Source organism: Paenibacillus sp. FJAT-26967, from assembly GCF_001541095.1.
Taxonomy (GTDB): Bacteria; Bacillota; Bacilli; order Paenibacillales; family NBRC-103111; genus Paenibacillus_F.
In genome coordinates this window covers 43,953-62,453 of sequence record NZ_LMXH01000006.1, presented here as the reverse complement: position 1 = coordinate 62,453, position 18,501 = coordinate 43,953, and the positions used below count along the sequence as shown (strand labels likewise).

Here is an 18,501-nt window from a genome sequence, read left to right as displayed (position 1 = left end):
AAAATTTGAAGGTCAGGGAAAACTAGCAGAAAATTTCATAGCAGATAAAGAAAAGGGGGAGCTAGTTTTGGATCACACAGATCACAATATATTAGTCATTCTTCAGGAGAACGGACGCATCAGTATGACGGAGCTGGGGAAAAAGGTGGGGCTGACTTCACCGGCCGCAGCGGAACGTGTCCGTCGTCTGGAGGATCGGGGGGTTCTGACCGGGTATCGCGCTTCTGTATCGCCTGATGCCTTGGGTAAGACCGTCGTAGCCTACATCCTGATGGAGACGGAGCATTGCAAAAGATACGTCGAGTTCGTGCGGACGGTTCCGGAAGTGGCGGAGTGCCACAGGATTGCGGGTCCATACAGTTATTTGACCAAAATCATCACGAGTACTGTGCGGGATCTCGAACTATTCATCGACGCATCCATGCAGTACGGCAAACCGACAACGCTTGTCGCTTTGTCATCGCCATTGGCGCATGCGCCCATACTGCCCAAGCTGGAACAATCGGTTTTATAAATGATCCATACAAAGGGTTCAAGAACTCACCTTAATTTGACTTCCTCCCGTTATAAACGTATATTAATTTTAGACATTTTAATTTTGTGCAATTTAAATTGGTTCTAAATGGATAATTCGGGAGGTTAAGAAGATGGGTGTATACGAATACAAGGCTCAGCGGATTAACGGAGAAGAACAGTCACTTGCGGATTACGAAGGAAAAGTCCTGCTGATCGTCAACACAGCGAGTAAATGCGGATTTACGCCCCAGTATAAAGGACTTCAGGAACTTTATGACCAATATAAAGACCGGGGTTTTGAAGTGCTCGGCTTCCCCAGTAATCAGTTTATGGAGCAGGAGCCGGGGACAGAGGAAGAAATCGAGCAGTTCTGCCAAGTTAATTACGGCGTATCCTTTCCCATGTTTGCCAAAGTTGATGTAAAAGGAAAGGATGCCCATCCTTTGTTTGAATATCTGACGAGCCGCACCAAGGGGATTTTATCCAAAGAAGTGAAGTGGAACTTTGCCAAATTCCTCGTTAACCGCTCCGGAGAAGTGGTAGAACGGTTCGCGCCGACCACGGTCCCTGCCAAAATTGCGGATGACATTGAGAAGCTTCTTGCTGAATAAAGAAACAAGTTGCGATAGAGCTTCACTTGACCTGTAAAGTAAGGATGATCTCAAATGAATTCAGAATCCAGACATAAGCTGGAGAATCAGCTTTGTTTTGCTCTTTACGCTTGTTCGCGCGAAATTACGCGGATGTATACACCGCTGCTGGACGAGCTGGGCGTCACATACCCGCAGTACCTCGTTCTGCTGGTGTTGTGGGAGGAAGGGGAGGCGACGGTTAAGGAGCTCGGAGAACGGCTCTTCCTCGACTCCGGCACCTTGACGCCGATGCTGAAGCGGATGGAGGCGTCCGGTATTCTTACCCGGACGCGGTCGAGCCTGGATGAGCGCAGCGTCGTCATCCAGCTGACAGATCAGGGCCGGAAGCTGGAGAAGCGCGGCGCCTGCATACCGGACCAGCTGCTCACCCGTGTTGACGGCGATCAAGAGGAGGCGGACCTGCTGCTCAGGCAGGTCCGCGGTCTCCTCATGACCGTCAACAAGCTGAACCGCAGCGCCAAAGACTCTTGATTTGGCGAAAGACCCGCCGCAAGTGCCTCTTCTTCGAGCCTTTCGCTTGAGGGCTGCGTCGCCGCCGCAGCAAGCATCTCCTTAGCGGATGTATGATGCAAGCGTGCATGGAGCAAGCGGCTGATCAAGCGCGCTAATCCCCAAAGAAGCCATGAATTCCGTTAAGACGGATTTCATGGCTTCTTTTCATGCTGTCGCGGAAGAATGAAGGAGCATATCCGCATTCGAGTTTTATTGATTGGTAAACGTTACGTAAAGATGTGCATTGTAAGACTGCTGACTGGTACGCTTCTCCGGGTTCCGGCTCTGGGTTCGGATGGTCACGGAAGAATTGCCGTCCATTTTGAGCTTCACGGGAAGTTCTTCCTGCCGCAAGAAGGCGGTGCCGCTGCTCAGTTGTACATATAAATCGACCTTATCCTGAGAAATCAACTGGATAGTCACATATTTAGATCCGTTGTTAGGGAAAGTCTGCTTGAGCTCTCCCTCTCTCTTGAGATCACGGATCGCGCTGGCTCCCGGCGGAGCGATCAGGTTGTTCGTTTCACTGCCGCTGCCTGTGCCCTTACCGGGCTTGGTTGTTGGCGGAATCTCATCGTGGAACGAAACGTGCAGGGAGGCCGGGTACGTGCTCAGCGGCGATCTTTTCTCCGGGTTGCGGCTTTGCGATTTGATGCCGATTTGCGCCACCCGGTCCACTTGAATATACCGGGGCAGTTCTTCCTGTCTCAGAAAAGCAATATCTCCGTTCATGTAGAGGTACAGATCGACCGCATCCTTGGAGGTGAGCTCCAGTTTCATATATTTCTTACCGCCCGGATAAACAATCGTATTGAATTCTCCTTCCCGCTGAAGATCGCGGCTGTACGGCCCGGTTCCCTCGGCAGCTTCGCCAGGCTTCGGTGCGGGCATGGGAACAGGCCGCAGGATATCGGAAGGAGTGATGCTGGAATACTCGTGCAGGACGCCTTCGGTTTTGAGATGATCGAGTAGGCGATGAAGAACCGTTACGGCTTCTGCACGTGTCAGCTTCGCGGAAGGATAGAATTTACCGCTTGTGTCCTCCGCTGTAAGGATGCCCGAAGTATGGACATTTAACAGGGCGTCTGCATTCAGAGCGCTGTAATCGTCGTGGCTGGAAGAGCACGTGCCGCCGGGCTCTTTGAGCAGGAGAATAGGGAAGACTCCTCCGGGAATTCCGGATTCGTACCGGTCTGTCTTTTCATTATTGCGGAAAGACTCTAAATCTGAATCGGCCGTGAAGGTCCGGGTTTCAATATCTTTGAGCTGTCCGAGCTGGGTGCATACATCACTCCGGGTCTCCGTCCATTCTTCAATTCCGTAATAGCCGTGCAGCATAGAGGCCAGGTTAAACCGGCTGAATGTATACTCCGGGTTATACAAATCCTGATTACCGGAACGTGTGACGGTATTGTCGGCTATACTGACGAAGGAATCGGAGATTTCCCGGTAAGCCCAGTGGGAAGCGGGGACATCCGCATAGGCGTCAATAAAATTGTAGCCTTTGAGCTCCGGACGCAGGCTGGGGCGGTATTTATCGAACAGCCGGTATGTCATAACGGCCCATTCTGCTTTCGTTACGTAACGTCCGGGCTTGAAAGTGCCGTCGGGGTAGCCCTGCAGAATGCCTTTCTGCGCCATGAGTTTAATGGACTGGACGGCCCAGCCGTATTGGGCGCTGTCTACGTCCGGAAAAGGGGTCTCCGTCAATCCGGCTCTTGCAGGCCCGGCATATAACCCTGAGAATGCTGCGAGCAGGACTAATGTTATCGTTAAACGGTGCGTAAACTTCTTCATTCCAAGCTCCTTCCGTGTATGAATTCAGGGCAAGCTAAGAAGCTGCCGGCTTATATCTAACCGTGCAGGATCTACATTAAGGATATTATCGGCTTCCATCCGCCTAAATTTTAGTAAATGACCCGAAGGCTCCTGAATGGGAAGGTGACCACGCACCGGATAAAGAAGTATGAAATGAAGCAGAGTCAATAATGAATGCTTGGGCGGCAAAAGAAAAACAACGCCCGGATTCCGGACGCTGTTTATTTTTTATCGTATAGGATGCAAGGATGAGAAAAGATTGTCCTGATCTATACCCCGAGTTCAGGGGTTTCTTTGGCGACAGCTGGCTGGACTTGAACATCATGCTTACGTTTCTTGCCTAAGGTGAAAACAACATTGAGCAGAATAGCCGTGAAGCTCCCGGCAACGATTCCGTTGTCTACGAGAATCTGAATGCTCTCCGGCAGTTGGTCGAACAGTGTCGGCGCGACCGTTACGCCAAGCCCCATGCCTACCGAGCAAGCCACGATAAGCAGATTCTCATGCTGGTTAAGATCCACGGTTCCGAGCATTTTGATGCCGGAGGCTACGACCATTCCGAACATCGCGATTGTCGCTCCGCCGAGTACGGCCGTAGGAACAAGCATGGTCAGTGCGGCGATCTTGGGCACAGATCCGAGCAGAATGAGCATAATGCCCGCGACCGCAATCACGCTTCTCTTCTTCACTTTTGTGAGCTGGACGAGACCGACATTCTGAGAATAGGTGGTGTAAGGGAACGAGTTGAAAAACCCGCCGATGATGCTTGCAAGACCTTCCGCACGGTATCCGCGGGCCAGGTCACGTTCGGTTAACTCTCTGTCACAAATTTTGCTGAGGGCCATGAATACACCTGTAGACTCCATCACACTGACAATGGCAACGAGGGTCATCGTCAGAATTGCCGGCAGGTGGAAGGTCGGAGCGCCGAAATACAGCGGCTGGACCATATGGAACCACGAAGCGTCGAAGACGCCCTGGAAGCTAACTTTTCCCATAAAAGCGGCTGCTATCGTACCGGCTATGAGTCCGATGAGGATAGAGACGGCACGCAGGAAACCGGTGAAGAAGCGGTTCATGATAATAATGAAAGCAAGGACGCCGAATGATAGAGCGAGGTTCTGCAGGCTGCCGAAATCTTCACTGCCGGGACCGCCTCCCATATCTTGTATCGCGACCGGAATAAGCGTAAGTCCGATGATGGTAACGACGGAGCCTGTAACCACCGGAGGGAAGAACCGGGCCAGTTTGCCGAATAATCCGCCGAGCAGCAGGATAATAATGCCGGAGGCGATGATCGAGCCATAGATGGCGGTCATTCCGTATTTATTCCCGATGGCGATCATTGGCGCAACAGCCTGAAACGCACAGCCGAGCATGACGGGCAGTCCGATTCCGAAGAAGCGGTTCCCCCATACCTGCAGCAGAGTGGCGATCCCGCAGGTGAGCAGGTCAATCGAGATGAGGTAGGAAAGCTGCGTCGGCGTCAGCTCCAGCGCCGTGCCTACGATGATCGGCACAATGACCGCACCGGCATACATGGCCAGGACATGCTGCAGGCCCAGAGAGCCCGTTTTAAACCAGCTGAACATGAGAATCCTCCTCAGCAGCGGATTCGTTCACGAATTGCAGCTTCTGGTTATCAAGAGAGGCAATCCGTGCCAGCGACTCCACCCGGTAACCGGCTTCGCGGAGTTTGTCCGCTCCAGGCTGGAACGATTTCTCAATGACAATTCCGATTCCGGCTACCTGAGCGCCGGCTTCTTTTACGATATTAGCCAGACCCAGCGCAGCTTCTCCGTTAGCCAGGAAATCATCAATGATCAGCACACGGTCCCCGGCGGATAAGAACTTGCGGGATACGGTGACTTCATTGGTTTGCTGTTTGGTGTAAGAATACACGCTTTGTACATACAAATCGTCGGTTAGAGTCAATGATTTCTGTTTGCGTCCAAATACGACAGGCACGTTCATTTCCAAACCCGTCATAACGGACGGGGCGATCCCGGAGGATTCCAGGGTTAAAATCTTGGTGATGGGGTCTCCCTCAAAGCGGCGCTTGAACTCCTTGCCAATTTCGAGCATCAGTAGAGGATCAATTTGATGGTTCAGAAAAGCATCCACTTTGAGCACTTGGCCGGACAGGACAATTCCTTCTTCGACAATTTTTTTCTTTAACAATTCCACTGTGTCAACCTCCGCGAATGAAATATATTGGAAACACCCCAAGAAACTAAAAAAACCCGAATCAACTGGCGCGAAGGCCGGTTTACTCGAGTGAAAGTCCAAAATTTCACAAAACGCCAAAAGAAGCTCAGCCGGAAGACAGACCGAAGTCAGAGATCCGGTGGAACTCGCTAGGGCGGAAGCGAATTTCTCAATCACTCGTAGTCTGATCATTTACGGTGATCAGGTAGAGACTGGCAGGCCTATTCCTGCCTTTATACGAGCTGGTTATTTAATTGACTGGGTATGCGTGTTCCTCATTATACTCCAGACATGTGAGGTTGAAAAGTGGTAAAATGACGAAAAGACGAACTTTTTGCCGATATATGGATAAGTTTGTTCGTCTATATGCCGATAATTGTTTACGGACTACAATAACAAACTAATATGTGGAAGGGGTGCTGGGTAATGGAAGATTTGAAATACCCGATAGGACTGTTTAGATTTGAGGGAGAGTTTGACCGGCAAGTGAAGGACAATTGGATCGGGGAATTGGCCTCGCTTCCCGTGCGATTGCGTCAAGCTGCAACCGGCCTCAGCGCGGAACAGCTGGATACTCCATACCGGCCGGACGGCTGGACGGTAAGGCAGGTTGTTCATCATGTGGCGGACAGTCACATGAACAGCTACATCCGCTTCAAGCTGGTTGCTACGGAATCGGAGCCCGTGATTAAGCCTTACCTGGAGGAGCGCTGGGCAGAACTGGCGGATGCGAAGTCGGCGCCGGTTGAAGGCTCCCTTGCGTTACTGGATGCCCTTCACGACCGGTGGGCCAGCTGGCTTAGGACTTTAAATGAACCGGAATGGGAAAAGGCGTTCGTGCATCCGGTTAGCGGGAAGACTACCCTTGGGACCGTACTGGGACTTTATGCCTGGCACGGGAATCATCATGTCGCCCATATCACTTCTTTGAGAGAACGTATGGGCTGGAGTTAAAAGAAGAAAACAAATAAGCAGATAACCATGGTAAATATATGGATTATTTTAACTAAAGCTTATAATATCTAACAGTTTCCTGACGATTTCCTAACACTTTCTCTAACTAAGGGTGGTACAATTGTCCCACTTACCTATAAGAAGGGGAATTGTTCATGGACTTGATTTCCAGAATTTCAGAGAAAAACACCATTATCCGCAACTCTCTTGTGTTAAAAGCTTTATGCATCTCGCTGGCACTTTCTATTCTGCTGCTAATGGTTGTTGATATTCCCCTGCTGTCTGCCTTAAGCACGACGGGTCTGAGTCTTTTGACGGTGGGACTGGTTTTTTATCTGCACCGGACCGGTAAACACATTCATAAGATTGGCTATGTCGCTGTTATCGGTAATGCGCTCACAACTTTTTTTATCCTAATGCAGATGCCCAACGAAACAAACGTGTTCTCGATTTACTTTTTACTTGTTATTGCACTTGTCTATATGCAAATGCCTATGCTGCTTACTGGAATGGGGCTCGGACTTGTCCTGATGATCGTTCATCTGTTCGTGTCAGATACGGGAGCTGTTATTAATTCTACTATAAAAGGTACCTACTTCTTCTATTTTATTCTTATCTCTGTTCTTTGTCTGGCAATTACCAGAAGCGCCCGGTACCTGGTCGATGAAATTGTTGCGGCGCAGACGGAAGCCGAGAAGATGCTTGCGGAACAGGAGCGGCAGGAAAAGCTGCTGAATGAGCAGGTGACGATCATCTCGGAGAACATTTCTATGCTGGCGCAAAAAAGCGGGGAAAATAATTTGTCGTTCGACGAAATGAGCCTTGCTTTTCAGGAAATTGCGGAGGGCGCAAACAATCAGATGGAATCCACTTTGAGTATCACGGATTCCATCCAGCATTCCAACGGTATGCTGGATGAAATGTTCGGCAATATGGAAGGCTTGCTGCGTAATATGGAAGCGAGCGGAGAATCCGCTGAAGAAGGCGGTAAGCGGATGGATGAGCTGGCGAGCGTCATTGAACAGTTCAAAGAAATCATTATGGAAATGTCCAAGGACATTCATGCACTGACAGCAAGGATCGGGGAAGCTTCCGAATTTAACGTTTCTATTCGTGAGATTGCCCAGCAGACGAATCTGCTCTCGCTGAACGCCAGCATCGAGGCGGCCAGAGCGGGCGAGGAAGGCCGCGGTTTCGCGGTGGTAGCGAGCGAAATCCGCAAACTCGCGGAGATGTCAGACTATGCGGCGGAGCAGATCTCGCTTAAACTCGCGGAAGTGAACGGTCAGGCTGTTCAAACCAGCCAGAACATGAACAATGTGGCCCTGCAAATGGACCGGAGCAGTGAAATGACGGCCGCAACGCGCAAGGCATTCGAAGAGCTTCGGGCTTCGATTCGTGAACTGGGCGAACGTACGCGCAGCACCAATGGAATGATCGAGACGATCCGTGAATCCGCTGGATCTATTGAAGAATCGACCAATAATTTCGCTTCCATTACGGAGGAATCGACAGCGGCCCTTCAGGAACTTTCAGCGACCGTACACACTCTGCTTAATCAGAACGCTCAGATGGTCGCCCTCATTCAGGAGAATGATACATCGATCAAAAAACTTTTACGAACCCAAAACTAAATTCGCACGTAGAAAACAGCAGAGACGCGCTCTGCTGTTTTTTTAGTACCATATGCTTTATAAATTAACTTGCTGAAATCCAGAATGCTCATCCCGGGGCTTAATCGCGGCTGCGGATCACCAGAAGAAGCCCGGAACGGATCTGGATGATCCCGCGCTCTGTTTCCAGAACGTTACTGATTCCAAGGGATTGTCCGATGGTGAGTGTGGCATCATTAAGCGGGTAGCGGAAACCTGTTAACGTAATACCAGTAACTTCCGTTGTAAGAGGAAGCAGCGAGACGTTAGGATAAGATCCGGAGAGAATTTCGGTCGTCCTGCTTATGACCTCAATTTCATTATGAGCATCCATAATGCGGGAACGGACCCCGCTCTCAGTACCTTTGCGAAGCAAGTGGATGTTGGCAAGTGTATGATCCATACGGGTACCGAGAGCTCCGAGTAAAGTGATTTGGGACGGACTGCGTTCGAGCGCCATATTGTAGGCAAGCTCTGTATCCGTCCAATCTTTATCCACTGCATCGCAGGTAATGAACTGCTCGCTGCCAGCGCGGATTTCTTCCCGTTCTTCCGGGGTAACGGAATCGAAATCGCCCAGCGCAAGCTGCGGTCTGTATCCTCCGCGGATCAGGTGAAGCGCGCCTCGGTCGGCTCCGATTAAATAATCGCAGGAGGGATCGAGACCTTCCAGCTGATCATGAGCCCAAGGGCCAATGGAGCCTCCCGTCACAATGACAACATGCTGTTTCTGACTCACGCGAGCTGCTCCTTCCGGACAAACGTTAAGATGAATTCCCATTATAGCATATGGGATGGGCAGCTATCATACGGTTGAACAGCAAGATTTGAGGGGGATGCAGGAGCAAGATCGTATTCTTGATCCATTAAAAAACGGGCCTTAGAGGCCCGTTCTAATCTTATTACCGGTCACCCTGCTGAACATGCAGGCGCGGCGGTGTGTTTTCCTGCTGCTGATGGTCAATTTCCGCTTCATTCATGGAAAAGCCTTTCATTTCCCATGTTGTTCGGCCAAGTACGAGATCGGCAGGGAATGTATCCCCGCGCTTAAGGGTGACTTCACGTCCCGCTTCATCCGCATACACACCATCTGTTTCAACAGTATCGCCTGTCATAGGATCCATGCTTTTATCGTTGGACATTCCTTCAATCTCCTTTCTGTTCTCTTATTATGAACTTTTTTTTCGACAAATATTTTGAACCCTACTTAAATTTAATGTCTTAATTTGTCGAAATAGGTTGTAAATTGATAAAAATTTAATGGGGATACAGGAAATTTGGCACGGGGGTCGAAATCAATTCCTTAGTGAAACATCTGCTTACAGAATAACCAGGATATGCCGAAATCTGGCATCAACTCGGCAAGAGGATAAATACTATGACCAAGAAAAAACATTATATATGGGTAACCTTATTGATCTGGATGTTTATCCATCTATTAGAGGGAAGCATTGCGCTGGCCTCTCCCGATGTAATAAATGAACGATTGAATGCGCACCCTGTGCTGCTGACGAATTGGGAATATACATGGGACGGCGGCGACGGAGACTTCTGGTGGAATGCAGTGCCTGACTGGAAGCCTGTGGACAAATTAAAGAATCCTGCGGACCGGATGGGGCGCAAAGATTTATGGCTGCGCGTCCGGATTCCGGATAGCAGTAAATTTAGTGACCCTGGCATTCTGATGAAGGGATACGACAATGTCGAAATTTATAATGAACAAGGATTGATCTACCGGTTCGGTGACTGGAAATCGAGCAAGAAACATCCCTATTACGGAACGCCGGAGCGCATCGTCCCTCTTCCGGGTGGGACCCAAGGAATGCTATATTTCCACCTGAACTCGGGCTCGAGCAATATTGGTATTAAAGAGGGCGTTTTATATGGATCAGAGAGCGGGTTCGTTAAGCAGATGGTCCGCGCAGAGTTCGGACGGGCCGTTCTCGGGGTCACGTATGTCTTAGCGGGCCTTGTGGCTTTATACGTCTACATTGCTTTCCGAGGCAATAAAGTATTTCTTGATTTCAGTTTATTTTCGGCCAGTTTCGGCATTTACAGCATTTGCCGCACCTCTGTGATCTATCTCGTCTTCGATCATCCGGCTCTGCTGACTTATGCCGAACTCGTCTCTCTCTTCGCTGGAGTTATCGGAATTCTTCTATTCGTGGAACACTTGCTCGGAGCGGGAAAATTTGAATACATAAGGCGTATCTGGCAAATTCATCTGATTTACGCGATCGGAACCATTCTTCTTCATACATGGCAAGTGTTCTCGGTCATGGCTATTATCGATATTTATCAGATTGTTCTTCTTTCCACCATGCCGCTTGTTCTTGTGCGTATCGCACAGTGTGCGGTTAAAAGGACCGAGGGGGCAAGGCTGCTGCTTGCCGGTACGATCATTATCTGTCTGGCAGGGGTACTGGATATTATCCAATACCGTTTAAGCCTGAGCATGATGTTCGCGCCTCTCACGTACTTGGGGGTATTAGCTTTTATTTTCATGCTCATCATTCTGTTAATCCGCCGGTTTACCGATATGATGCTCCAGGTACGACGCACGGAGAAGCTTTCCCTGGTCGGGCAGATGGCTGCCGGAATGGCGCACGAGCTTCGTAATCCTCTGACGATTATTTCGGGGTTCCTGCAGCTATCCCAGAAGCAGGCGGGAAGTGCATCTTACCTGGGGATGATGAGTTCGGAAGTAAGCCGGATGAATGAAATCATCAGCGACTTCCTGCTGTTATCCAAGCCGGTGAACAGCAGGTTTGACCGCCACCACCTTATGCCGCTGCTTCAAGAAACGCTGGAACTGTTTGATAATCAGTGCAGGGATGCCGGAGTCCGTGTGATTCTGGAGGAAGAAGGCAAAGTGCCGGAGATTGACTGTGATTTTAATCAGTTGAAGCAAGTTTTTATAAATATGGTGAAAAATTCCATTGAAGCGATGCCGGAAGGCGGACAGCTGCAGATCACTTTATCCGTTCTAACCAAGCATCGGGTGCAGATCCGGTTAGCGGACCAAGGAAGTGGAATCAATCCTGAGGATCTGTCCCGTATCGGAGAGCCGTTCTTCACAACCAAAGACAACGGGACGGGCCTCGGGCTCATGGTCAGCAATAAAATCATTGAGAATCATTCGGGCAAGCTCAATATATCCAGCCGGCCGGGAGTAGGGACAACGATTGATATTATTCTGCCGGTCGAAATAAAAACGACGTAACTCCATAAGAGTTGCGTCGTTTTTATTGGTGTTTCCGTTGCCACTAATGGTGGGATGGGATGGTGAAGCCAGCTACAATGGTGTGCCATGGAACTTATAGCCCACGCCCCGGACTGTAATGATGAAGCGGGGCTCGGAGGGATTCGGCTCAATCTTTTTACGGAGATTGCTGATGTGAACGATCAAGGTACGCGGATCCCCGAAGCTCTCCAGGCTCCATACCTGCTCGAAAAGCTGTTCAATGCGGTACACGCGATTCGGATTCTGTGCAAGCAGACTCAGTAAATCGAACTCTTTGGCGGACAATGCAATAGGCTGGTCTCTGACTTTAACGATATGGCTATGCAGGTCGATTTCCAAGTCTGGAAATTTTAAAATGTGAGGATCAGTCAACTGACGATTAGGAGAGCAGCGGCGCAGCAACGATTTGACACGGGCAACGAGCTGCCCGGGACTAAACGGTTTGGTTACATAATCGTCGCCCCCGATACTCAGACCGAGAATAATATCGATATCTTCCGATTTCGCGGATAAAAAGATAATGGGCGTATCACTTGTTTTGCGCAGCTGGCGGCACAGTTCAATCCCGTCTACACCGGGAAGAAGTATGTCCAATAAAATGAGATCGGGTCGTTGTTCGGCCACCATTTGAAGAACATGATCCCCGTGATCGGCCGTGATGATTTCAAAACCTTCGCGGCGGAGATAAAGAGACACGATCTCTAAAATATGGTGATCATCGTCGACAACGAGAATTTTACCTGCATGCATGACGAACCTCCTAGTTGCTGCACGTGCTCAAAAAAAGAAAAAATCCAACCGAACATTCGCGCTCTGTTACTTTTTTCCTAACAAAAAAAGGTTTACACCCTACATTCTATCCTTTTTTTGCCTGAAATGAAAGGAAAAATCCTTCTCTTTGCATAAGATATAGGAAAGGAGAATAGGTAATAAGAACTAGTAACGCGAAGTTGAAAACGGAAGGGTGAAATTTAATTGAAAGAGCCGCTTGTATCCATTGTTATTCCTACGTTTAATCGTCCTTTTGTATTATCCGAGCTTCTGGAGACCATTGCCGCGCAGAACTATCCGAATCTGGAGACGCTGATTGTGAATGATGCCGGGGAGTCGGTAGATTTTGTAAGGAGAGCTTTCCCGGAACTGAATATTAAGGTTACGGTACAGCAGCGTAATCTCAAGCAAGTACATGCCCGGAATCTGGGATGCCAGCAGGCCAGAGGGGAATTTATCATGCTCTGCGATGATGATGACTTACTGACTCCGGGACATATCCGGCGCATGCTGGAGGTTATGGCAGAAGGAGCTGACTTGGCCTATTCGGACGCAGAACTGTTCAACTACCGGGTAGAAGGAAACGGGAGAATTCCGGTAAGCCGCAGATTGTTCGCTTATGAGTATGATCCGGCCGAAATGCGCAAGTTTTCTACTTTTATCCCATCCGGCTGCCTGTACCGCCGTCATATTCATTCCGTGATCGGAGGATTCGATCCGGACGTGTACCACTATTGGGATTGGGACTTTATCCTGAGGGTCTCTGCCTTATACTCCGTTGTTCGGCTTCCGGTCGCAAGCGTTTTGTATGCCTTCTCCGATCAGGGCGGCAACCTGTCTGCTAACCGCCCTTCGGGCCGGCTGTATCTGGATAGGCTGGCGGCAAAACACGGCCTCGGCCACCTGCCCTCCGCCAATTTTGCCACTCTTCTGGATGAGCCCTATATGCGGCAGCGGATTGCAGAATCCTCCGTTATATGGGACGGACTCCCGGTGAAGTCGCGGATAAACAATGTGTGAAGCTTGGGGTATTTTGGGCTGATAACTGTTACAAATTGCTTCCGAGTGTTTCAAATTGCCGATAACACAGGAATCGCCGTCATTCATGGACAAAAGTCACCTGGACCTAAGACTAGGTATAAAACCGCCGGGAGTCGGTTCTGATTCAGCCGCTATGCCGAGTAGAATAGTGACAAGATTACTTGTTACGGAGAGGGTTGCGAGCTATGAATAAGAACGGACATAGAGTATTGATTCTTTCAGGCAGCTATGGGGACGGCCATAAACAGGCTGCGGAAGCGATACGGCGTGAAGTGTTGCATCGTTATCCCGGAGCGGAGACAGTTCTGCTGGATTTTATGGAGTGGACGCATCCTTTTACGAATACAATCGGACGGTATATGTTCTTGAAGGGCCTCCAGACCTTCCCGTCGGCATACGGATACGTCTACAACAAAACAAGGGAAGCCAATATGTTCTCCTATATCCTCAAGCGCTTTAACCGGCTCGGCCTCGGCCGTATGCTGAAGCTGCTGGAGGAAGTCGAGCCTACGGTCGTGGTATCGACTTTCCCGCCGGCTGCGGGGGCTATGTCTGCGGTGCGTGCTTACGGGCTGTATGAGGTGCCTACCGTGACTGTAATTACAGATCACACGGACCACAGCTATTGGGTTTACCCGGAGACGGACAAATATCTGGTCGGCTCCGGTACGGTGCTCGAAGGGCTGATACACGCGGGGGTATCGCGCGATAAAATCGAAGTAACGGGAATCCCGATCCGTCCGGAGTTTCACGGGACGTACGAACGGAGCCAGACAAGAACCAAGCTGGGTCTGGATCCGGAGATGCCGACTGTTCTTTTCATGGGGGGCGGGTGCGGCATGATGGGAAGTGAGCTGCATCGTCTGGAAGCGATTGAATCCCTGCCGGTTCGGACACAGCTCGTTATCGTGTGCGGCAGCAACGAGAAGTTGCGCAGCCAGATAACGGACCTGGCCGGTCGGACACGGCACCGCATTATCGCTACAGGCTACGTGAACAATGTACACGAATGGATGGCGGCTGCCGATCTGCTCGTTACCAAGCCCGGCGGGCTCACCATATCCGAGGCGATGGCCATGAAGTTGCCGATCGTCATCTATAAAGCGCTGCCGGGCCAGGAAGAGGATAACGCCCGTTTCCTGCTTGCCTCGGGTGTCGCCGTCAAGGCGGGGAATATGACAGGCCTTATTGGTCATCTGGACGGATTCCTGCGTAACCCCTCCCTGCTGTCAGCCATGCGCAGCAAGCTGGAAAGCATGGAGCGGATGAACGCTTCTGCGGAGGCGGTGCGGATTATGCTTCAGACAAGGACGCAGCGGCGTTATGCGCCCGTTTTACAAGAAATTTGGTGAGCGGAACTATAATATGCATGTAATCTTTGCATAATAACCCTATTCCAAGTACAGGAAGTGTGGGTGAGAAGTGAGTTCCGATGCCAAAATTCTGATTTTGTACGCCAGTTACGGCGACGGTCATCTGCAAGTATCCCGCGCGCTTCAGCAGGCTTTTCGTATCCAAGGGGTCCGGAGTGTCGAGATTGTGGATCTATTCTCTCATGCGCATCCGCTCTTCAGCTATCTGACCCGCCAGTTGTATCTAAAAAGCTCCTCGCTTGGCTTGTACGGGCTCAGCTATTATTTAACGCAAGATATGCGGCCGGATACTCTCTTGGCCAAATGGCTGCATTCTATCGGAGAACGCAGGTTGAAGCAGTTGATCCGGGAACGTTGTCCCGATGCGATCGTGAATACGTTCCCGCTGCAGGGCTCCACAAGACTAGAGCCGAAAACAGAGCGGGATAAGGAACCGGAGAAACAAACGGCCCCCAAAGCGGGGATTCTTGCGGATATTCATGTCCCGACTTTCTCGGTTGTAACGGATTATGATCTTCACGGACGCTGGCTGCACCCGGGGGTCCATCGTTATTTTGTACCGGCGGAGGAGTTCAGGACTCTGATGATTGCCAAAGGCATTGTGCCGGACAGAATTAATGTGAGCGGAATTCCGGTAAGGGCCTCTTTCTATCATAAGCGGGGGGATGGGAGCGTACTGCCCGGCGGGAACGGTAAAGCCGGGGAGCCTATGATTCTTCTGCTTGCCGGAGCGTACGGCGTGTTACAAGGGCTCAGACGTCTGTGCACCCGTCTGACAGATAGTTATCCTAACGTGTGTATATCGGTAGTCTGCGGCCGCAATGAACGCCTGAAGCGTGAATTCAAGAGGTGTTTTGACGGACAAGATCGGGTGCGTATATACGGATTCGTGGACCATATCCACGAGTTGATGGCCGCTTCTTCGTGCCTGATTACAAAAGCAGGGGGAGTCACGTTATCCGAAGCGCTCGCGATAGGCGTACCGGTCGTGATTTACCGGCCTCATTTAGGGCAGGAGAAAGAAAATGCGGCCTTTTTTGTGAAAAAAGCAGCGGCTTTATCGGCATCGCGCCCCGATGAGCTGATTAGGCAGGTCGGGCGGATCCTCCGTACTGAATGGCCCCCGTCCTGTACAGAGCATACTAGGCAGAGTCTGTTAAAAAAAGATGCGGGAGAGACGATTGCCGCTCACATCTTGGAAGAGATAGGGTGCCGCTCTAAACCCGCTGAAGAAGGAGCCAGGTGAGAGAAGCGTGATCATGAATCGAAGAATGCCGCTAAAGTTCCGTATAATGGGGGATTATTCGGGCGATGGCTGTGTGTTGAGTCATGTTTGAGCAAGTTTTGTGGATGGTCTTGCTTTTTTGTACGGCTTATACCCTCCTGCCGACTGCATTGATCCGCAGGTTCGGACTGGGCGTCTACCGTGGCAGAAGTGATTGCACGAGTGCGGCATTGACTTTTGACGACGGCCCCGATCCGCAGTATACGCCCCGGCTGCTCGATTTGCTGGCGGCAAGCGGGGCTAGGGCGACTTTCTTCGTGCTTGGAGCCAAAGCGGAGCATCATCCGGAGCTGATCCGCCGGATGCATGAGGAAGGGCATCTCGTCGGCCTGCATAATTATGTACATCATTCCAACGGGCTGATGACCCCGTGGAAGGTACGCCGTTCCCTGCGTCAATCTGCCGATATTATCGAACGCATCACAGGTACAAGGCCCGTTCACTACCGGCCTCCCTGGGGTGTGTTCAATGTGTTTGATCTTCTGCTCATCCGCCGGTTCCGGATCGTGCTCTGGTCCACAGCGGCTTATGACTGGCGCAGTTCCGGGGGCAAAGAGAAAATCCTGCTCCGGCTGAGGGACAGGATTAAAAGCGGTGCGGTCATTCTGCTCCATGACAGCGGGGATACGCTGGGAGCCAACCGGGACGCCCCGGCGCACATGCTGGAAGCACTCGCCGAAGTCCTTGCGGATGCCCGGCGCAGCGGGCTCCGCTTCGAGCGGGTGGACGAGCAGCTGCTTGGCAGGGGAGTTGATGATGGCGCGCTGCCGGAGGCTCCGGTGCAGCCAAGTGCGCTGGCGGATCGCCTCGCCGAGCGTCACCTGCCGCGGCGGCGTTCCGTGGCGGTGGGGCTCTGGATGCGGTGGGAGCGGCTGTTTCACCGGTTGTACGGTGTACAACCGGCCGATCCGCATAACCGCTTCCTGCACTACCGCCTCCTGACTTATCGCGGTCAGGAGCTGCCTCTGGGGGACGGGGAGAGAATCCGCCCCGGTGACCTTGTGGCGGAGCTGCATCTCGGCAACGAGTGGCTCTATGAGGCGAACGCCCGCAGCGGCTCGGTGATGCAGCTCGCCGTGCATATGATCCGGGCCATGGAGAGTACCATGCCCGTACTGGCCGAATGTCTTCTGGGAGAAGACGCTCCCGCCGGAATCAAAGGCGTGTATGGCATCTCTATGATTCACCGCGGAACGGAGCGGTTCGGCTTTACCGTGCTGCCTCTGAAGAACGGCTTGTGGCGCTGGGTGACGACCCGGTATTTGCATGTGCTGATGGGTATGCTGCACCCCGGCGGATTCCGCCGTCTGCAGATCAATAAGAACCAGCTGGAGCCCCGGATTATTGCAATGTCTGCGGTACATATGCGGCAGCGTTATGCTTCTGTCACACCTGTTAAGCAAGGGTGCGCCTTCACACCTCCCGAAGCTGATCCACCGGCCGACGGCGGCCGCCGACGTGAGGGGAATCAGGGAGGAATGATGGCAGCTGAAGATCGTTTGGCCTATATTTCGGAATGGTCCGATGCCCCTTTACCACCACTTACTTGAAGCAAACGCCCTTTTTTAGTAATCTTGAGGAATCAACATGTGGTCCGGAAGAGGTGCGAAGTGAAGAACAGCAGCATAGAAGTGGTTAAGGTGCTGAATAACAACGTGATCATAGCACTACATCCCGTTTATCAGGAAGTCGTTGTTATCGGCAAGGGGATCGGGTTCAACCGCAAGGCCAAAGATCTAATCCGTTCCGATGCGATTGAGAAGCTGTTTATTCTGACCAATGAAAAGGAAAAGGAGCAGTACCAGCAGCTCATTCCTCAGATTGATGAGAAACTCATCGAGGTCATGAATGAAGTGATCTTATATATTTCGAAGAACGGCGATTCGCAGCTGAATGAACACATCCATATTGCTCTGACTGACCATATCGCTTTCGCTATCAAACGGCTTGAGCAGGGCATCGTGCTGCAGAATCCTTTTTTGCTGGAAACAAGAGAACTCTATCCCAAGGAATTCGGCATGGCTGAATATGTCATCGACACCATCAATGAACGAATGAATACGAACCTGCCTGAAGCGGAGGTCGGCTTTGTTACGCTTCATATACATGGCGCCCTGACCAATCGTCCTGTCTCTGAGGTGAATGAATATTCGAGGCTGATCGCGGAGCTGATCGCGCTTATTGAAAGCCGGATGCAGATTACGATTGACCGGAGCACCATTGCATATTCCCGTTTGCTCCGCCATTTGAGGTTCGCTATCGAGAGGATTCGCCGCAAGGAGAAGGTCAACGAACCGGACAAGCTGGGTGAACTGCTTAAGCAGCAGTACCCGGAGCTGTACTCGATTGCCTGGACGTTGATGAAGGTCATGCAGCGCAGATTGAAGCAGCCCGTTTACGAAGCGGAAGCGGTTTACTTGACGATGCATCTGCTGCGTCTTTTACAGAAAGATGAGGCCCAAGGCACAGACGGATATTGATTCTGACTTACGGT

Annotated in this window: 17 protein-coding genes and 1 riboswitch; of the genes, 11 read left to right on the top strand and 6 right to left on the bottom strand. The window is 51.1% G+C overall.

What is annotated here, in order from left to right; all coding sequences use genetic code 11:
* Nucleotides 1-67 precede the first annotated feature (67 nt).
* The 3 genes from AR333_RS19485 (at nucleotide 68) to AR333_RS19475 (ending at nucleotide 1,640) form a co-directional block, all read left to right on the top strand.
* Complete coding sequence (locus AR333_RS19485) at nucleotides 68-514, top strand: Lrp/AsnC family transcriptional regulator (protein ID WP_068777051.1); 447 nt, start codon at nucleotides 68-70, stop codon at nucleotides 512-514.
* Nucleotides 515-647: 133 nt separating this feature from the next.
* On the top strand, nucleotides 648-1,127 hold the full coding sequence (locus AR333_RS19480; RefSeq protein ID WP_068777050.1) for a glutathione peroxidase: 480 nt from the start codon (nucleotides 648-650) through the stop codon (nucleotides 1,125-1,127).
* A 54-nt stretch (nucleotides 1,128-1,181) separates the two neighbouring features.
* Entirely contained in the window at nucleotides 1,182-1,640 is a 459-nt protein-coding gene (locus AR333_RS19475) for a MarR family winged helix-turn-helix transcriptional regulator (protein ID WP_068777049.1), read from the top strand.
* A 231-nt stretch (nucleotides 1,641-1,871) separates the two neighbouring features.
* On the opposite strand, the gene AR333_RS19470 is transcribed toward AR333_RS19475, so the two are convergent.
* The 3 genes from AR333_RS19470 to AR333_RS19460 all read right to left on the bottom strand — a co-directional run bounded on the left by AR333_RS19470 (nucleotide 1,872) and on the right by AR333_RS19460 (nucleotide 5,666).
* Entirely contained in the window at nucleotides 1,872-3,458 is a 1,587-nt protein-coding gene (locus AR333_RS19470) for an S-layer homology domain-containing protein (RefSeq protein WP_068777048.1), read from the bottom strand.
* A gap of 290 nt (nucleotides 3,459-3,748) precedes the next feature.
* The gene (locus AR333_RS19465) at nucleotides 3,749-5,071 is read right to left on the bottom strand and encodes a nucleobase:cation symporter-2 family protein (protein WP_068777047.1); all 1,323 of its coding nucleotides are present in this window, start codon (nucleotides 5,069-5,071) and stop codon (nucleotides 3,749-3,751) included.
* Complete coding sequence (locus tag AR333_RS19460; RefSeq protein WP_068777046.1) at nucleotides 5,055-5,666, bottom strand: xanthine phosphoribosyltransferase; 612 nt, start codon at nucleotides 5,664-5,666, stop codon at nucleotides 5,055-5,057. The genes AR333_RS19465 and AR333_RS19460 overlap by 17 nt, the downstream gene beginning before the upstream one ends.
* 181 nt (nucleotides 5,667-5,847) lie before the next feature.
* Nucleotides 5,848-5,948, bottom strand: a riboswitch (purine riboswitch).
* Nucleotides 5,949-6,113: 165 nt separating this feature from the next.
* Here AR333_RS19460 and AR333_RS19455 point away from each other — a divergent pair.
* Nucleotides 6,114-6,641, top strand: a complete 528-nt coding sequence (locus AR333_RS19455) for a YfiT family bacillithiol transferase (RefSeq protein ID WP_068777045.1) — start codon at nucleotides 6,114-6,116, stop codon at nucleotides 6,639-6,641.
* A 155-nt stretch (nucleotides 6,642-6,796) separates the two neighbouring features.
* Complete coding sequence (locus AR333_RS19450; protein ID WP_068777044.1) at nucleotides 6,797-8,275, top strand: methyl-accepting chemotaxis protein; 1,479 nt, start codon at nucleotides 6,797-6,799, stop codon at nucleotides 8,273-8,275.
* Nucleotides 8,276-8,375: 100 nt separating this feature from the next.
* Here the strand turns inward: AR333_RS19450 and AR333_RS19445 are convergent, their stop codons facing one another.
* Entirely contained in the window at nucleotides 8,376-9,074 is a 699-nt protein-coding gene (locus AR333_RS19445) for a thiamine diphosphokinase (RefSeq protein WP_068777043.1), read from the bottom strand.
* Between the two features lie 121 nt (nucleotides 9,075-9,195).
* Complete coding sequence (locus AR333_RS19440) at nucleotides 9,196-9,435, bottom strand: hypothetical protein (protein WP_068777042.1); 240 nt, start codon at nucleotides 9,433-9,435, stop codon at nucleotides 9,196-9,198.
* 236 nt (nucleotides 9,436-9,671) lie between these two features.
* Between AR333_RS19440 and AR333_RS19435 the strand changes: the two genes are divergently transcribed.
* Nucleotides 9,672-11,516 (top strand): ATP-binding protein, encoded by a 1,845-nt coding sequence (locus tag AR333_RS19435; protein WP_068777041.1) that lies wholly within the window; start codon nucleotides 9,672-9,674, stop codon nucleotides 11,514-11,516.
* Nucleotides 11,517-11,588: 72 nt separating this feature from the next.
* Here AR333_RS19435 and AR333_RS19430 read toward each other — a convergent pair whose 3' ends face one another.
* The gene (locus AR333_RS19430; protein ID WP_068777040.1) at nucleotides 11,589-12,287 is read right to left on the bottom strand and encodes a response regulator transcription factor; all 699 of its coding nucleotides are present in this window, start codon (nucleotides 12,285-12,287) and stop codon (nucleotides 11,589-11,591) included.
* Nucleotides 12,288-12,512: 225 nt separating this feature from the next.
* Between AR333_RS19430 and AR333_RS19425 the strand changes: the two genes are divergently transcribed.
* The 5 genes from AR333_RS19425 to AR333_RS19405 all read left to right on the top strand — a co-directional run bounded on the left by AR333_RS19425 (nucleotide 12,513) and on the right by AR333_RS19405 (nucleotide 18,487).
* Nucleotides 12,513-13,328: a glycosyltransferase family A protein gene (locus tag AR333_RS19425; protein WP_068777039.1), complete on the top strand. Its 816-nt coding sequence runs from the start codon at nucleotides 12,513-12,515 to the stop codon at nucleotides 13,326-13,328.
* 206 nt (nucleotides 13,329-13,534) lie between these two features.
* A complete protein-coding gene (locus AR333_RS19420) occupies nucleotides 13,535-14,701 on the top strand; it encodes a glycosyltransferase (protein ID WP_068777038.1) in 1,167 nt (388 codons plus the stop codon).
* Between the two features lie 70 nt (nucleotides 14,702-14,771).
* Nucleotides 14,772-15,968 carry a glycosyltransferase gene (locus tag AR333_RS19415; protein ID WP_068777037.1) on the top strand — a complete coding sequence of 399 codons (1,197 nt, stop codon included), beginning with the start codon at nucleotides 14,772-14,774 and terminating at the stop codon, nucleotides 15,966-15,968.
* A gap of 104 nt (nucleotides 15,969-16,072) precedes the next feature.
* On the top strand, nucleotides 16,073-17,557 hold the full coding sequence (locus AR333_RS19410) for a polysaccharide deacetylase family protein (protein WP_172798903.1): 1,485 nt from the start codon (nucleotides 16,073-16,075) through the stop codon (nucleotides 17,555-17,557).
* 60 nt (nucleotides 17,558-17,617) lie between these two features.
* Complete coding sequence (locus tag AR333_RS19405) at nucleotides 17,618-18,487, top strand: PRD domain-containing protein (RefSeq protein WP_172798902.1); 870 nt, start codon at nucleotides 17,618-17,620, stop codon at nucleotides 18,485-18,487.
* Nucleotides 18,488-18,501 lie beyond the last annotated feature (14 nt).

Excerpts from the sequence above, each read along its gene's own strand:
- AR333_RS19440 (WP_068777042.1), bottom strand. The coding sequence starts at position 9,435 with ATGTCCAACGATAAAAGCATGGATCCTATGACAGGCGATACTGTTGAA.
- AR333_RS19455 (WP_068777045.1), top strand. The coding sequence starts at position 6,114 with ATGGAAGATTTGAAATACCCGATAGGACTGTTTAGATTTGAGGGAGAG.
- AR333_RS19445 (WP_068777043.1), bottom strand. The coding sequence starts at position 9,074 with ATGGGAATTCATCTTAACGTTTGTCCGGAAGGAGCAGCTCGCGTGAGT.
- AR333_RS19475 (WP_068777049.1), top strand. The coding sequence starts at position 1,182 with ATGAATTCAGAATCCAGACATAAGCTGGAGAATCAGCTTTGTTTTGCT.
- AR333_RS19470 (WP_068777048.1), bottom strand. The coding sequence starts at position 3,458 with ATGAAGAAGTTTACGCACCGTTTAACGATAACATTAGTCCTGCTCGCA.
- AR333_RS19430 (WP_068777040.1), bottom strand. The coding sequence starts at position 12,287 with ATGCATGCAGGTAAAATTCTCGTTGTCGACGATGATCACCATATTTTA.
- AR333_RS19465 (WP_068777047.1), bottom strand. The coding sequence starts at position 5,071 with ATGTTCAGCTGGTTTAAAACGGGCTCTCTGGGCCTGCAGCATGTCCTG.
- AR333_RS19480 (WP_068777050.1), top strand. The coding sequence starts at position 648 with ATGGGTGTATACGAATACAAGGCTCAGCGGATTAACGGAGAAGAACAG.
- AR333_RS19420 (WP_068777038.1), top strand. The coding sequence starts at position 13,535 with ATGAATAAGAACGGACATAGAGTATTGATTCTTTCAGGCAGCTATGGG.
- AR333_RS19450 (WP_068777044.1), top strand. The coding sequence starts at position 6,797 with ATGGACTTGATTTCCAGAATTTCAGAGAAAAACACCATTATCCGCAAC.
- AR333_RS19410 (WP_172798903.1), top strand. The coding sequence starts at position 16,073 with ATGGTCTTGCTTTTTTGTACGGCTTATACCCTCCTGCCGACTGCATTG.
- AR333_RS19435 (WP_068777041.1), top strand. The coding sequence starts at position 9,672 with ATGACCAAGAAAAAACATTATATATGGGTAACCTTATTGATCTGGATG.